The organism is Streptomyces sp. CWNU-52B (assembly GCF_047444975.1).
In the GTDB taxonomy this organism is placed as follows: domain Bacteria; phylum Actinomycetota; class Actinomycetes; order Streptomycetales; family Streptomycetaceae; genus Streptomyces.
This window is the reverse complement of record NZ_JBLFJV010000023.1, coordinates 1-13,781: the sequence shown is the minus strand read 5'-3', so window position 1 is coordinate 13,781 and position 13,781 is coordinate 1. Positions and strand designations below refer to the sequence as shown.

The window sequence follows — 13,781 nt, the reverse complement described above, 5'->3', positions numbered from 1 at the left end:
CCTGCGCACACCGGTGGTCAAGTGCCGTGCGGAGGCGGTACGTCGACGGCCGGCCGTCCGGATGTCTGCGGTGCCGGATGTCTGCGGTGCCGGACGTCCGACTCGCCGGCACGGTAGGGATCACGGGCGTTCTGGAACCTCCTCGCACTGTGTGTGACGCGCCGGAAGCGATCTGTGTGCACGCTACGACTCGCCCCCTACCTGCGGAAGAGCAAGTGAATGTATATGGCATGTTTCTTGCCAGCGGCGCACATGCGGAATCCGCCGCAGGCGACGGCCCGAGCGCCCGCCACAGGCGGCCCCGCACGGGGAACACGACCTGCGCCCCCCGCGGCCCGACCCGCCGCGGCCGGCCTCACGAACGGCCGATAACAGCCGTCGGGCCGGGCGCCGGACCGGGCCCCGCGTCGTTCACGCGCCCGCGACGAGGTGCGTCATGGAGGAGATCACCCCGGCGTTCGCGTGTGCCAGTTCCGCCGCCTCGGTGGGGCCTCCGGTGTAACCGACGACCCGCATCGCCGCGGCCAGCGCCGCGTCCACGCCCGCCGGGCTGTCCTCGATCACCAGGCATCGTTCCGGCGCGTACCCCATCGTGCGGGCCGCGTACAGGAACAGGTCGGGGGCCGGCTTGCCGAAGGGCACGTCGTCGGCGCTGAACACCCGCCCGGTGAACCGGTCCTGGAGCGCGGTGACCGACAGCGAGTGCGCTATGCGCTCGTGGCTGCCGCTGGAGGCGACGCAGTAGGGCAGACCTCGGGCGTCGAGGTGGTCCAGCAACTCCCCCACGCCGGGCATCGTCCGCGGGGACGCGGCGAACGCGTCACGGAAGCGCGTACGGTACTCCGTCAGCCACTCCGGGCCGATGGACGCGGTGGCGTGGCCGCGTATCTCGTCGTAGAGGTAGCTCTCGGGGCGGCCCAGGAACCGGCGCCGGACCTCCGCCGGGCTCAGGGGCCAGCCGGCCTCCGTGGCCATGGCCGCCACGACCTCGGGGCCGATGCGTTCGGTGTCCACCAGGACGCCGTCGCAGTCGAAGATGACGAGCAGGGCGTCCCTCGACGCGATCTGCGCAAGCGTGTTCAACGGTGGCCTCGCTTCATGGTGCGGTCTCCGTGCTGGGGTCTTCGAGGCGTCGGCGTCTAGGCGTCGGCGTCGTGGTCCTGGGCCAGCAGGGCGGCCAAGGCGTCCAGTGCCTCCGCCGCGCCCTCGCCCTCCGCGGTCAGGGTGACCGCGTCGCCGTGTCCGGCTCCCAGCGCCAGGACCGACAGCAGGCTGTTCGCGGCGACGGGGCTCCCGCCTTCGCGTGCGACGGTCACCTGCGCGTCCTGTTCGGCGGCCGCCCGGACGAACGCGGTGGCGGGCCGGGCGTGCAGTCCGCTGCGCGAACCGATGGTGACAGTGCGTTCAGGCATGACAGGTATTCCTCCGTAGCTGGGTGGTGGTGAAAGGAAGGAGGGCCACGAGTGGCCCCGCCGGTGCCGGTTCAGCGGCGGGCGGCGGCGAGCGACGCGAGTGCCGCCCCGACCACCGCGTCCTCGGTGAGACCGACCGCCGTCAGGGCGTCCTCGGCCGGAGCCGACGTACCGAAGTCGTCGACGGTCACGGCGCGGCCGTGCTCGCCGAGCAGGCCGTGCCAGCCGAAGGCGGTGCCCGCCTCGACGACCACGCGGGCACGCACGGACGGCGGGAGCACACTGTTCCGGTAGTCGGCGTCCTGCTGTGTGAACCAGTCGAGGCAGGGCACGGAGACGACCCGCGCGGTGATCTCGCGGCCGGCGAGCACCCGCCGCGCTCCCAGCGCCAGTGCCACTTCGCTGCCGCTGGCCATCAGGACGACGTCGGCGGCTTCCTGAGGGTCGGTCACCACGTAGGCGCCGCGCGCGACACCTTCCCGGACCGCCTCGGACGGTGTCGGCAGGACGGGCAGTCCCTGTCGGGCGAGGGCCAGGCCCACCGGACCCCGGCAGGTCAGGGCGCTGAGCCAGGCGGCGGCGGTCTCGTTGGCGTCGGCGGGCCTGACGACGGCGAGTCCAGGCATGGCGCGCAGGGCTGCGAGGTGCTCGACCGGCTGGTGGGTGGGGCCGTCCGCGCCCAGGGCCACGGAGTCGTGCGACCAGACGTGAACCACGGGCAGCTTCATGAGGGCGGCGAGGCGCAGGGCGGGGCGCTGGTAGTCGCTGAACACCAGGAACGTACCGGCGAAGGGGGTGTCGTAGCCGACCAGGGCGATGCCGTTGAGGGCCGCGGCCATCGCGTGTTCGCGCACGCCCCAGTGGACGTTGCGCCCGAGGGGGCCCTGCCCGTCGCTGTCGTGCGCCGGCAGGAACGATCCGCCGGACGTGATGGTCGTACGGTTGCTGTCCCCCAGGTCGGCCGACCCGCCCCACAGCCTCGGCAGCGCGTCGGCCAGCGCCTGGATGACCTTGCCCGACGCGTCACGCGGGGCGAGTGAGGTCCCGGGCTCGAACCGCGGCAGTACGGCCGCGGCAGTGTCGGGGTCCAGGGGCCGTACGGCGTGTGCGCGGGCCTGCGCCGCCTCGGGGTGCTCTGCCGTCCAGCGGGCCAGTTCCCGGTCCCAGGCGGCGTGCAGTCCGGCGCCCCGCTCCAATGCCCCGCGCGTGTGGGCCAGTACGTCCGCGGGGACATTGAACTCGCCTTCGACGCCGAGCAGTTCCTTGACCGCGGCGGCCTCGACGGCGCCCAGCGGAGCGCCGTGCGCCGCAGGCGTGTTGACGGCGTTCGGGGCGGGGAAGGCTATCTGCGACTTCAGGGCGATGAAGCTGGGCCGGCCGCTCTCCGCGCGCGCCGCGCCGAGGGCCAGGTCGAGGGCGTCGGTGTCCACGTCGCCGTCGGCACCGAGGCCGACCGACTGCACGAACCAGCCCTGCGCCCGGAACCGGGCGGCCGTGTCCTCATGGGTCGTCAGACCGGTGGGGCCCTCGATCTGGATGTCGTTGTCGTCCCAGACGACGACCAGGTTGTCCAGGCGGTGCCGGCCGGCGAGCGCGCCGGCCTCGTAGGAGAGCCCCTCCTGGAGGTCGCCGTCGGAGCACAGCACCCACACGGTGCGGCCCGCGGGGCCGTCGGGCGAGGTGTCGGCGCCCGCCAGCCGGTTCTCGTCGCGCTTGAGGGCCATCGCCATGCCCACGGCGGTGGCGACACCCTGGCCGAGCGGTCCCGTGGTCGTCTCGACGCCGGCGGTGTGCCGGTACTCGGGGTGGCCGGGCGTCAGCGAACCGAGCCGGCGGAAGCGGCGCAGATCGTCCAACTCCAGCCCGTATCCGGTCAGGTAGAGCTGTGTGTACTGAAGGATGCTCGCGTGGCCGCAGGACAGCACGAACCGGTCCCGGCCCTCCCAGGCGGGATCCGCCGGGTCGTGCCGGACATGCCGCTGGAACAGCAGGTGTGCCACGGGTGCGAGGGCCAGTGCCGTGCCCGGGTGGCCGGAGCCCGCGGCCTCGACCGCGTCCACCGCCAGAGCCCGCGCGACAGCGACGGCCCGGGTGTCGGCCGCCCCGAACACACGCCCCTCGACCGGGGAGTCCTCAAGGGACCGTGTCGACCGCGCTGTTGAGAAAACCACGAAGACTCCTTACAGAGAACATGACGTCATGATGACTTCAGGAAACGTAACCCACTCCTCCACATCGACACCAGAGAGGTTCCGCCGGGCACCACCGAGGAGACACACCAGGCCAGCGGCGTGTGACCATGCCCACGAGAAGCGGCGGAGGGCACCGCCCACCCGAAGATTTCGTTTAGGTGTCTACTATTGACGTGTCGAACGTCCTGTAGTCATCATGATGTCTCGATGACATGTAAGCCCGACAAGGAGGTCGCGGATGGCCGGGCACAAGTACGCACAAGTGCGCGACCACCTTCTGCGTCGTGTGCAGAACCTCCCCGTGGGCGAACGACTGCCCGCCGAGGGCGCCCTGTGCAGCGAGTACGACGTGAGCCGCATCACGCTGCGCCGGGCCGTGGACGAACTCGTCCAGGACGGCTACCTGGTGCGCGAGCACGGCCGCGGCACCTTCGTGAGCCGCCCCCGCTACAACCTCAAGCACCGCGAGCGGTTCGTGAACGAGGTGACCGGCTTCCACACCCAGCTCACCCGGCAGGGGCACACCGTCACCTCGCACGTCACGGTGCAGCAGAGCGAGCGGGCCGGCACCCGCCTCGCCGCCGCGCTCGGGGTCAGCCCCGCCGCCTCGGTCGTCCGGCTGGAGCGGCTGCGCAGCGTGAACGGCGTGGTGCACCACCTCGCCGAGTCCTATGTCGAGGAGGACCGCTTCCCCGACGTCCTGACCTCGGACTTCACCTCCTCCTCCCTGTACGCCCACCTGCGGGCCCACCACGACGTGCTGCTCGTCCGCAACGAAATCGTCGTCGGACTGCACCGGTGCGACGCGCGCGAAGCCGCACTGCTGGACGTGGCCGAGGAGACCCCTCTGCTGCTCGCCACCTCGTGCGTCTTCGAACCGGGCCGAAAACCCGTCATCTTCGGCACCTCGAAGTTCCTGCCGGACACGGCGGAGCTGTCCTTCGACATCGTGGCCGACGCCGAGTAGTCGCCCGCGGCCGCCTTCCCCGCACCCCCCTGTGGAGCCCGCATGCTCAGTCACCTCCTCCCCGAGCAGAACATCCACTTCACCCGCTCCGAGCTGACCTGGCAGGAAGCCGTCACCCAGGTCGCCCGCCCGCTGGTGGAGGCCGGAGACGTCACTCCCGAGTACGTCCGGGCCATGATCGACTCGATCGCGGCCGGCGGCACCTACATCGACCTCGGACACGGCATCGCCCTCGCGCACGCCCGCCCCGAGCACGGAGTGGTGCGCACCGGCATCTCGATGCTCCGCCTGCGCGAGCCGGCCCCGCTGCTGGACCTGCCCGAGCACGCGGTCGACCTCTACTTCTGCTTCGCGGCCGCGGACGCCGACGCGCACATGCGCGCCATGGCCTCCCTCGCGCGCATTCTCTCGGACGCCCGCACCCGCCAAGCCCTGCGCGAGGCGACCTCGGCGCCCGAGGTAGTCACACTGATCAAAGAATTCGAGGACTCAGAATGAAGTTCCTGGCGATGTGCAGCACCGGACTGGGCAGCAGCTTCATGGTGCGCATGAACATCGAGACCGTCGTACGCGAACTGGGACTCCAGGACGTCACGGTGGAGCACTCCGACATCAGTTCCGCCGGCCCCGACAGCGCGGACGTGTTCTTCGTCGCGAAGGACCTGGAGGACGCCGTCCAGGGCCTGGGTGACGTGGTCGTGCTGAACAGCATCATCGACATGGACGAGCTGCGCGGCGCGGTCAAGGAAGCGGCCGTCCGGCACGGCGCCGCCTGAGCGGCGACGGTTCCTCACCCACCTGCGGGAACTGATCCGCAGAAACGTTTCACCCGTACGTTCACGACGGCCGCCGGCTCCGGCGCCGCCCCGCACACGACGGCGAGGGGCAGCAACTGCCCCGGCCGTCCCCCGCCCATGGCGCACGACGTCCCGGTCGTGCGGCCACGGAGCTGAAGCCGCCGACAGGTTCCCCGCACGCCGCCCGGCCGCGCCGAACCCGGTACCCGCTCTCGCCGAACCCGGCACCCACCACTTCCGCACGCGGTCTCGTCGTGCCCGAAGAGAGGCGTTGTCAGTGAACAGCGTTCTGGACAGTCTTCTGGATGTCTTCCGTGAGCCATCCGTCATCATCGGGCTGATCGCCCTGCTGGGCCTGGTGCTCCAGCGCAAGTCCCTCTCCGACACCGTCAAGGGGACCATCAAGGCGTTCGTCGGCTTCCTCGTCCTCGCGGCCGGCGCCGGTGTCGTCTCCGACGCGCTGACCCCGTTCGGTGACATGTTCCAGCACGCCTTCGGAGTGCAGGGCGTGGTGCCCAACAACGAGGCCATCGTCGGCAAGGTGCTCACCGACTACGGCTCGCAGGCCGCGCTGATCTTCTTCTTCGGCATGGTCGTGAACGTGCTGCTGGCCCGGCTGACCGCGTTCAAGTTCATCTACATGTCGGGGCACGTCGCCCTGTACCTGGCGGCCATGATCGCCGTCATCCTCATCGCGAACGGGTTCAGCACCTGGCAGGCGATCCTCTGGGGCTCCCTCGCCCAGGGCCTGATCACCACCCTGTCGCCCGCGCTCGTCCAGCCCTGGATGCGCAAGGTCACCAAGAACGACAACGTCGCGCTCGGCCACACCGGCAACTTCGGCATCGCCACCAGCGGCCTCGTCGCCAAGTACCTCGGCGATCCGTCCAAGTCCACCGAGGACCTGAAGATCCCCAAGGGGCTCGGCTTCCTGCGCGACACCACGGTCGTCATCGCCAGCTCCATGGGCATCATCTACCTGCTGGTCACGCTGGTGGCGGGTCCCGGCTACGTCGAGGGCGAACTCAGCAACGGCCAGTGGTACGTCCTGTGGGCGATCATGCAGGCCGGCAAGTTCGCCGCGGGTGTCTTCATCATCCTCGCCGGTGTCCGCGTCGTCCTCGCCGAGATCATCCCCGCCTTCAAGGGCATCTCGGAGAAGCTGGTGCCCAACGCCCGGCCCGCCCTCGATGTCCCGATCGTCTTCACCTTCGCCCCGAACGCCGTGCTCGTCGGCTTCCTGGCCAGCTTCGTCGGCGGCCTCATCGGCATGGGCGTCCTCGTCGCCGTCGGCGGCACCATCATCATCCCCGGCATCGTCGCCCACTTCATGACGGGAGCCGCGTCGGGCGTCATCGGCAACGCGACCGGCGGACGGCGCGGCGCCGTCCTCGGCGCCCTGGCCAACGGGCTGCTGATCACCTTCCTGCCGCTGCTCGTCCTGCCCTTCCTCGGCGACGTCGGCCTGCAGAACTCCACCTTCTCCGACGCCGACTTCGGTGTCTCCGGCCTCCTGATCGGCGGCGCGGAACGCATCGGCCACGTGGCGGTCATCGGCCTCGTCCTCTGCTCCCTGGCAGCCACCTTCGTCGCCAGCGCCCTCGTCACCCGGCGCCGCGCCGCGGACGAGGCGACAGCGGAGAAGGAAGCGCAGCCCGCGGGCTGAGCTGAGTCACCTGTGCGCCGAGGGGCACGGTCCCGTGAGCACGGGGCCATCGTCGGGTTCGCGCTCGGTGGCGCCGGACCGGGGTGCCGGCTCCGGGCGAACGGCCCGGAGCGGCAACGGCCGGCCTCACCGGACCGGACGAGGTCCGCGCCGCTGCCGGAGTTCGCCTTTACTGAAGCGGCGCCGCTCGCAGGACTTGATGTACGGGCCGGACCTGGTGGTCGGCCGCCGGGTGCACCGTTCGCGGGTGCCCGGTACGCCCATCGGACCGGTGCCGCGGGCCGGGCGGCAGCACGTCTGCGCCCCGGTCGCCGTTTCGCCGCACGACTGAGAGTCGGATCAGGTCAGGCGCGGTACGCAGTCATCGGCCCCGCCGCCGAGGTCCGAGCCGGAACGACGCGGTCACGCGTCACGGCCCGTCCGGTCCCGGCACTCACCGGGCGGACCGGACGCGCATCGTCGCCCCCAGTCCCGTTCGTCCTGCCGGTGTGTCCGGCGCGCGATTCAGTCGTGGGAAGGGCGGGAGGGGCGGGAGGGGAGTGCGTGCCAGCCGCTCTCGAGCAGGTCGAAGGCGCGGATGACGGCTTCCCGGGGGTTCTCGTGGCCGCGGGCGACGCGCGGTGCTTCGAGTGCGAAGTGAGCCAGGGCGGCACAGGCGGGGTCGGCTTCGGGCAGGCCGCTCTCCTCGGCGATGACCTGCGCCAGGGCGCCGGCGTGGCGCAGCCACATGGCCTGGGCGTAGTCGCGTAGGGCAGGGGTGCCGCTGACCAAGTCGAAGAACGCGGTGAATCGGGCGTCGCCGCCCGCGGCGGCCATCCGGTGGCGCAGGGCGTGCTCCCGCAGGGCCGCGGGGACGGACTGGCCGTCGGGACGTTCGCGTACGGCAGCGAGCAGGCGTGCCTCGTGGTCGGCGTCCTCGTCGAGGACGAGGGCCTCCTTGACCGGGAAGTGCTTGAACAACGTGGTGGTGGACACATCGGCGGCATCCGCGATCTCACGGATGCCCACATCGTCGTACCCCCGCTCCAGAAACAGGCGCAGCGCGGCGTCGGCGATGGCCTGACGGGTGGCGGCCTTCTTGCGCTCGCGGCGCCCCATCGGCGCGGGTGAGGTGTCGGTCATACCCCGCAGCCTATCTTTCGGTTACCCGACTACAAAAGTGCAACCGTTGAACTAATTGAGTTGCTGTGCTTTTCTGGAACGCGGCCGCCGGCTGCCCTCCCGGCCTCCCGGGTGCCTCCCTGCCTCCAGACCGCACCAGCAAGACGGCGTACCGCCAACGGCACCGTCGCGCCACTCACGAACGGAGCACCGCCATGAGCACCACACCCAGCCCCCGCATCTCGATCATCGGCGCCGGCCCCGGCGGGCTGACCTGCGCCCGCATCCTGCAGAACCACGGCATCGACGCCACCGTCCACGACCGCGACCCGAACGCCGACGCCCGCGATCAGGGCGGCAGCCTCGACCTGCACGACGACGACGGTCAACTCGCCCTGCGCGAGGCGGGCCTGATCGAAGAGTTCTGGAAGCTGGCACGTCCGGAGGGGCAGCAGATGCGCCGCTGGGACACCGCCGGCAACGTCCTGCTCGATCAGATCCCCGACGAGGACGACCTCCACAAGCCGGAGATCGACCGCGGCCAGCTGCGTGGCCTGCTCCTCGACTCCCTCGCACCGGGCACGGTGCGGTGGGGCCACGCCCTCGCCTCCGTCGCCGGCCCCGCGGACGGACCTCGGATTCTGCACTTCACCGACGGTACGAGTATCGAGACCGATCTGGTCATCGGGGCGGACGGCGCGTTCTCCCGGGTCCGCCCGGCCGTCTCAGCGGCCGTCCCCTCCTACTCCGGAGTCACCTTCACGGAAGCGTGGTTCGACGACGTCGAGAACCGCCACGCCGATCTCTCCGCACTGGTCGGCGACGGCAGCGCGACCACGACCGACGGCGAGCGCGCGCTGTTCGCCCAGCGCAACAGCGGTGGGCACATCCGGGTCTACATCATTCGGCGTGCCCCGGCCGACTGGATCACCGCGGCCGGTCTGAGCGCCGAGGACACCGCCGGCATCCGCGCACAACTGCTGGACGAGTTCGCCGAATGGGCACCCGCCATGCGGCAAATGATCAGCGCCAACGACGGCCCTTACGTCGACCGGCCGCTGTACGTCCTTCCGGCACCGCACACCTGGGACCACGTGCCCACCGTGACGCTGCTCGGCGACGCCGCACACCTCATGCCGCCGATCGGCGTCGGCGTCAACCTGGCCATGCTCGACGCCCACGACCTCGCTCTCGCCCTGGCCACCCACCCCACCGTCGACGAGGCCGTCCGCGCCTACGAGAAGACCATGCTGCCGCGATCCACCGACCTGGCCGAGGCACTCGTCGGAGGCGCCGACTTCCTCCTCGAAGTGGACGAGCGACCCGACGGCCAGGACGAGGCCCGCGCCCTGCGGCGCCGGCTCACCGAGCAGAGCTGAGGCGTCGCGGGGCGGCGGGGGCCTCGGCTGCCACGTGGGCACTCACGAACCGCCGGCCGGCCGGTCCTATGAGGCCGGGTCCTATGAGGCCGTCGCGGTGAGGTCGGCGCGGCGGGTCTCAGGCGAGGCGCTTACGGCCCCAGAAGAAGAGGAACACCGTGACGGCGGCTGTCAGAGCCAGCAGGATCGACGCGCCGAACCACTGCATGCCGTTCATCTGGGAGATCGGCAGGTAGTCGACCGACCAGCCCACCACATCGGCCTTCCGCAGGCACACCTCGCGCGCCTGTTCCGTCTGCGCGTCCGCACACGTGCCCCAGCCGAGGAGTTTTCCGTCGCCGGTGAGGTACGGGTGCGACCCGTCCATCTGATACGCACCCGTCGGCAGCGTCTGGACCGCGGTCTCGTCCATGACGCCCTTGTTCGTCGTGCTCGTGACGACGTTGCCGAGCGACAGCAGGAAGTGGGACCAGACGAGTTGGACGACCACGGTGAAACCGAGGGTGACCACCATGGCCGTCAGCGTGCGGCGCAGCACCACACCGATGGCCACCCCGCCGAAGACGGAGAAGAGGGCCAGGGCGACGGGCACGGGTCCGGTGTTGTTGAAGGTGGATTCGTCGATCCATTCCGTGGCCGTGATCTCGGACTTGTAGAGGTTCCACCACCAGCCGAACGCGACCGACAGCGCGACCGTGCTCGCTACGACCACCAGCGCGGTCACGGCCAGTTTCGTGGTCAGCCAGCGGGTGCGGTTCACGGACTGGGTGACGACCAGCTTGGCGGTGCCGTTCTCCAGGTCGCTGGCGAACAGCGGGGCGCCGAGAAAGACACCGAGCAGGATCGGCATCAGCCGCAGTCCCGTGGACACGGGGGTGTAACCGGCGAGGTGCGACTGGGAGCGCTGGAAGACGATGCCCGCCACGGCGAGCGCGGACACGCCGAGGACGGTCCAGAACACGGCCCGGTGCTGGCGCCAGACCAGCCACGGCATGCCCTTGAGGAGTTGGGGGAGTTGGCCGGTGCCCGTGGCCTCGGAACCGGTCGTCGTCGAGGTGCTGGTGAGGGTGCTCATGCTGCCACCGTCCGGGTGTCGTACGCCTGGTCCTGAGCCTGGGCGGTGGGGGTGATCAGAGGTGGTGCGTCGGGTGAGCGGAGATAGGCGAGCAGGAGTTCCTCCACGCTCGGGCTGTCCGTCTCCACAGGGCCGGCGACCGGGCCGTCCGGGCGGATCAGGGCGGTGAACTGCCGTCCGCTGACCCGGGACTCGACAAGGGGGTGGTGCGCGAGGGAGGCAGGCAGTCCCTCGCCCTCTTTGGCACCGGTGACCATGGTGTGTACGGACAACAGCTCGTCCACGTCACCGGCGAGGCGCACTGCGCCGCCGGAGAGGACCACGAGGTAGTCGCACAGGTCGTCCAGTTCGGCCAGGACGTGGGTGGACATCAGGACGGTGGTGCCGCGCTCGGCAGCATCGGCGAGGATCGTGCCCATCAGTTCTTTGCGCGCGACCGGGTCGAGGTTCGACATCGGCTCGTCGAGCAGCAGCAGGTCGGGGCGCTTGCCGAGGGCGAGAGCGAGGGCGACGCGGGTGCGCTGGCCGCCGGAGAGGGTGTTGATCCTCGCGTCGAAGGGCACATCGCCCGCTCGGACGATGTCCTCGGCGGCGCGCTGGTCCCAGCCCGGGTTCAGCTCTCGCCCCAGCCGCAGGGTCTCCGCCACGGTGAACCGGCGGAACAGCGGCTTCTCCTGGGCGAGGAACGCGGTACGCCCCGAGTCCACCGAGTCCGGTGCCGCACCGAACAGGCTGACCGTGCCCTGCGTCGGCTCCAAGACGTGGGCCAGGATGTTCAGCAGCGTGGTCTTGCCCGCCCCGTTGGGACCGACCAGCCCGCAGATCAGTCCCGCCGGGATCCGGAAGGAACAGTCCTTCAGCGCCCATCCCCGCCGGTAGCGCCTCCCCAGACCGTGCGCCTCGAGCGCCGGCTCCCCCGCGCGCATACCGTTACTCATCAGTGCTCCCAGATGTCGTGGCCGCCGGCGCCGTACCGGTGGCGTACTGCTTCTCCATCGCCGACGTGACCAGCGCGGCCACGTCCTCCTGCTCCAGGCCCGCTTCGGCCGCCCGGGACACCCACGCCCGCAGCTCCGCGTACAGCGGCGAGTCGATGCCTGCCGAGGGGCGGGCCAGCGTGCGGCGTACGAACGTGCCCCGGCCGGGGCGTGGTTCGACCAAGCCCTCACGCTCCAGCTCGCGGTACGCCTTGAGGGTGGTGTTCGGGTTGACCGCGCTGACCTCGGCGACGTCCTTCGCGGTCGGCAGCCGGTCGCCCGGCACCAGCACGCCCAGCCGCAGGGCCTGTTTGGTCTGCTGGACGATCTGCTGGAAGGCGGGGACACCGTTCCGCCTGTCGATGCGGAACTCCATGACTACCACCACCATTCAACTAGTCGATTAGTGGAATGATGATGGAGGAGTGTGCGGCTGCTTGTCAACGGCGATCAGGTGGGGGCTCCCCAGGCAGGGTTTCGGCCGCCCAGGCCGCAGGAGCGGCGTCTGTCAGGCGTCGTCCGACGTGACGTCACCGAGATTTCGGTGGATCGGCCGGCCGGCCCGCTGCGGCGTCGTTGCAGCCGTCCATCCAGTGCCGGGACGGCGCCCTTCCGTCGGACGTCTCGTACTCCACGCACACAGTCGTCTCATGGAGGCCGGCGTCGTAGCCCTCCTCGTACTGCTGCTCGTACCTGCCCTTGCACCCGGACACCAGCAGCACCGGAACGACCAGAAGGGCCACCACGTATCCCTGCACACGCCCGGCGAGACCCAGCCGGCCGTACCACGCGACCGCACCGCAGTCACCCTTGACGTGACATGCCGGGAGGGCTCCATCGTCCATACGGCTCATTCTTCCAGAACACCCCGCCACCGGGGCCGGTTCACCCGCAGGACCCACCGATGCCGCACGTCACTTCGCGGGCATCAGGCTTTAATCCCGAACAGTTTTTCCGCATTTCGGAACGAGATTTTCTCCTTGGCTTCGCGCGACAAAGCGACCCCCCGGAACCAGTCGGTCTGAGTTTTCATGTCTGCAAACGGGTAGTCGGTTGCGAACATCACTCGATCCACACTTATGTACTTCAGCAGAAGATCGAGCAGTTCGGTCTGGGGGAATGCACTGGTCGTGAACCAGAAATTGTCATGGAAATACTGCTCGAACGGCTTTCGCAGGCTCTTCCTGGTCACTTCGCTCATCTTCTCCACGACGCGTTCGTAGAAGAACGGAAGGCCCTCTCCCATATGGCCGACGATTATCTGGAGCTTGGGGTGCCTGTCGAACACTCCTGAGGTGATCATTCGGAGGCACTGAGTAACGACTTCCTGGTGCCATCCATATGCAGAGATGCTGAGAACCTGGTCCTGGAACTCCTTCTGGTATTCCGGCCGCATATTGCTGTAGTAGATCTCGAAAACCTCGTCGGGCGGCAGGCCAGGATGGATGTATATAGGCACATCAAGGGTTTCGGCGCGCGTCAGCAGGGGCTCGAAGTCGGGATGGTCGAGGAATTTCTTCCCGATGATCCCATTGGTCAAGCACCCCAGGAATCCATCTTCCCGAACTGTGCGTTCCAGTTCGTCCGCCGAGGCCTCCGGATTCTGGAGCGGCAGGGTTGCAAACGCCTTGAACCGCCCCGGATAGGTGGCCATCGGTCCATCGACGAGCAACTTGTTCAGGCGATACGCAAAATCGATCCCCTTCTGACCTTTGACATTCTGCACACCCGGCGTATGTGCGGAGAGAATTTGAACGTTGAGCCCCGCCGCATCCATTGCACCGATGCGGCGCGGGCCGAGCTCGGCGAGACCGGTGTCCTCGAGGAACAGCCTGTCGTTCAGCACCATCAACTCATGGGTGGAAAAGGTCTCTTCCGTGCCGATGAAGGGCAGGTCCCGGTCTCGCTCCGAGAAATCCGTAGTCTCGTTCGCGGCCACGCGTGAGGCAATGGCATGCGTGGACAGGCCGGCGCCGATGCCAAGTGCTGCCGAGCCGGCCAGAAAGCCGCGGCGGCCCGTCGTGAGGCGCTTCAGAGAGCTCGCGTCGGACTTCATGTCAGTTTCTCCTCGGGTGTTTGTGCGGTGCGGCATCCGTCTGCAACGCACGACGGGTTACCTCGCTTATCCGGACGCCTACTTCCTACCGAGCGAACCTGAGACCGCGTTTGAGATCTGACATGGGATGATCGGTCGGTGACTCGCCTCGTGAACCGT

The 13,781-nt window shown here is 69.5% G+C and carries 14 protein-coding genes; 5 read left to right on the top strand and 9 right to left on the bottom strand.

The window, feature by feature from the left end:
- Positions 1-411 precede the first annotated feature (411 nt).
- From ACLVWQ_RS22450 to ACLVWQ_RS22440, 3 genes are all read right to left on the bottom strand, one after another.
- Positions 412-1,083, bottom strand: a complete 672-nt coding sequence (locus ACLVWQ_RS22450; protein ID WP_414110892.1) for an HAD family hydrolase — start codon at positions 1,081-1,083, stop codon at positions 412-414.
- Positions 1,084-1,139: 56 nt separating this feature from the next.
- Positions 1,140-1,412, bottom strand: coding sequence for an HPr family phosphocarrier protein (locus ACLVWQ_RS22445; RefSeq protein WP_414110891.1), 273 nt, complete (start codon positions 1,410-1,412; stop codon positions 1,140-1,142).
- A gap of 71 nt (positions 1,413-1,483) precedes the next feature.
- On the bottom strand, positions 1,484-3,523 hold the full coding sequence (locus ACLVWQ_RS22440) for a transketolase family protein (RefSeq protein ID WP_414111050.1): 2,040 nt from the start codon (positions 3,521-3,523) through the stop codon (positions 1,484-1,486).
- Positions 3,524-3,842: 319 nt separating this feature from the next.
- On the opposite strand from ACLVWQ_RS22440, the gene ACLVWQ_RS22435 reads away from it, so the two are divergent.
- From ACLVWQ_RS22435 to ACLVWQ_RS22420, 4 genes are all read left to right on the top strand, one after another.
- A complete protein-coding gene (locus ACLVWQ_RS22435; protein ID WP_414110890.1) occupies positions 3,843-4,571 on the top strand; it encodes a GntR family transcriptional regulator in 729 nt (242 codons plus the stop codon).
- 42 nt (positions 4,572-4,613) lie between these two features.
- On the top strand, positions 4,614-5,069 hold the full coding sequence (locus ACLVWQ_RS22430) for a PTS sugar transporter subunit IIA (RefSeq protein ID WP_414110889.1): 456 nt from the start codon (positions 4,614-4,616) through the stop codon (positions 5,067-5,069).
- The gene (locus ACLVWQ_RS22425) at positions 5,066-5,347 is read left to right on the top strand and encodes a PTS sugar transporter subunit IIB (RefSeq protein WP_414110888.1); all 282 of its coding nucleotides are present in this window, start codon (positions 5,066-5,068) and stop codon (positions 5,345-5,347) included. Before ACLVWQ_RS22430 ends, ACLVWQ_RS22425 begins: the two co-directional genes overlap by 4 nt.
- A 298-nt stretch (positions 5,348-5,645) precedes the next feature.
- Positions 5,646-7,034, top strand: coding sequence for a PTS ascorbate transporter subunit IIC (locus ACLVWQ_RS22420; protein ID WP_414110887.1), 1,389 nt, complete (start codon positions 5,646-5,648; stop codon positions 7,032-7,034).
- A gap of 504 nt (positions 7,035-7,538) precedes the next feature.
- Here ACLVWQ_RS22420 and ACLVWQ_RS22415 read toward each other — a convergent pair.
- Positions 7,539-8,156 carry a TetR/AcrR family transcriptional regulator gene (locus ACLVWQ_RS22415; protein WP_414110886.1) on the bottom strand — a complete coding sequence of 206 codons (618 nt, stop codon included), beginning with the start codon at positions 8,154-8,156 and terminating at the stop codon, positions 7,539-7,541.
- A gap of 194 nt (positions 8,157-8,350) precedes the next feature.
- Here ACLVWQ_RS22415 and ACLVWQ_RS22410 point away from each other — a divergent pair, with 194 nt between their 5' ends.
- Positions 8,351-9,514, top strand: a complete 1,164-nt coding sequence (locus tag ACLVWQ_RS22410) for an FAD-dependent oxidoreductase (RefSeq protein ID WP_414110885.1) — start codon at positions 8,351-8,353, stop codon at positions 9,512-9,514.
- Between the two features lie 118 nt (positions 9,515-9,632).
- On the opposite strand, the gene ACLVWQ_RS22405 is transcribed toward ACLVWQ_RS22410, so the two are convergent.
- The 5 genes from ACLVWQ_RS22405 to ACLVWQ_RS22385 form a co-directional block, all read right to left on the bottom strand.
- Entirely contained in the window at positions 9,633-10,589 is a 957-nt protein-coding gene (locus tag ACLVWQ_RS22405; protein WP_414110884.1) for an ABC transporter permease subunit, read from the bottom strand.
- Entirely contained in the window at positions 10,586-11,527 is a 942-nt protein-coding gene (locus ACLVWQ_RS22400; protein ID WP_414110883.1) for an ABC transporter ATP-binding protein, read from the bottom strand. Before ACLVWQ_RS22400 ends, ACLVWQ_RS22405 begins: the two co-directional genes overlap by 4 nt.
- Entirely contained in the window at positions 11,520-11,957 is a 438-nt protein-coding gene (locus ACLVWQ_RS22395) for a GntR family transcriptional regulator (RefSeq protein ID WP_414110882.1), read from the bottom strand. The genes ACLVWQ_RS22400 and ACLVWQ_RS22395 overlap by 8 nt, the downstream gene beginning before the upstream one ends.
- Positions 11,958-12,096: 139 nt before the next feature.
- On the bottom strand, positions 12,097-12,411 hold the full coding sequence (locus ACLVWQ_RS22390) for a hypothetical protein (protein ID WP_414110881.1): 315 nt from the start codon (positions 12,409-12,411) through the stop codon (positions 12,097-12,099).
- 83 nt (positions 12,412-12,494) lie between these two features.
- Complete coding sequence (locus ACLVWQ_RS22385; protein ID WP_414110880.1) at positions 12,495-13,622, bottom strand: amidohydrolase family protein; 1,128 nt, start codon at positions 13,620-13,622, stop codon at positions 12,495-12,497.
- Positions 13,623-13,781 lie beyond the last annotated feature (159 nt).

What these genes read in the sequence shown, in the direction of transcription:
- ACLVWQ_RS22445 (WP_414110891.1), bottom strand. Translation starts at nt 1,412, where the DNA reads ATGCCTGAACGCACTGTCACCATCGGTTCGCGCAGCGGACTGCACGCC.
- ACLVWQ_RS22435 (WP_414110890.1), top strand. Translation starts at nt 3,843, where the DNA reads ATGGCCGGGCACAAGTACGCACAAGTGCGCGACCACCTTCTGCGTCGT.
- ACLVWQ_RS22430 (WP_414110889.1), top strand. Translation starts at nt 4,614, where the DNA reads ATGCTCAGTCACCTCCTCCCCGAGCAGAACATCCACTTCACCCGCTCC.
- ACLVWQ_RS22425 (WP_414110888.1), top strand. Translation starts at nt 5,066, where the DNA reads ATGAAGTTCCTGGCGATGTGCAGCACCGGACTGGGCAGCAGCTTCATG.
- ACLVWQ_RS22415 (WP_414110886.1), bottom strand. Translation starts at nt 8,156, where the DNA reads ATGACCGACACCTCACCCGCGCCGATGGGGCGCCGCGAGCGCAAGAAG.
- ACLVWQ_RS22410 (WP_414110885.1), top strand. Translation starts at nt 8,351, where the DNA reads ATGAGCACCACACCCAGCCCCCGCATCTCGATCATCGGCGCCGGCCCC.
- ACLVWQ_RS22405 (WP_414110884.1), bottom strand. Translation starts at nt 10,589, where the DNA reads ATGAGCACCCTCACCAGCACCTCGACGACGACCGGTTCCGAGGCCACG.
- ACLVWQ_RS22400 (WP_414110883.1), bottom strand. Translation starts at nt 11,527, where the DNA reads ATGAGTAACGGTATGCGCGCGGGGGAGCCGGCGCTCGAGGCGCACGGT.
- ACLVWQ_RS22395 (WP_414110882.1), bottom strand. Translation starts at nt 11,957, where the DNA reads ATGGTGGTGGTAGTCATGGAGTTCCGCATCGACAGGCGGAACGGTGTC.
- ACLVWQ_RS22390 (WP_414110881.1), bottom strand. Translation starts at nt 12,411, where the DNA reads ATGGACGATGGAGCCCTCCCGGCATGTCACGTCAAGGGTGACTGCGGT.
- ACLVWQ_RS22385 (WP_414110880.1), bottom strand. Translation starts at nt 13,622, where the DNA reads ATGAAGTCCGACGCGAGCTCTCTGAAGCGCCTCACGACGGGCCGCCGC.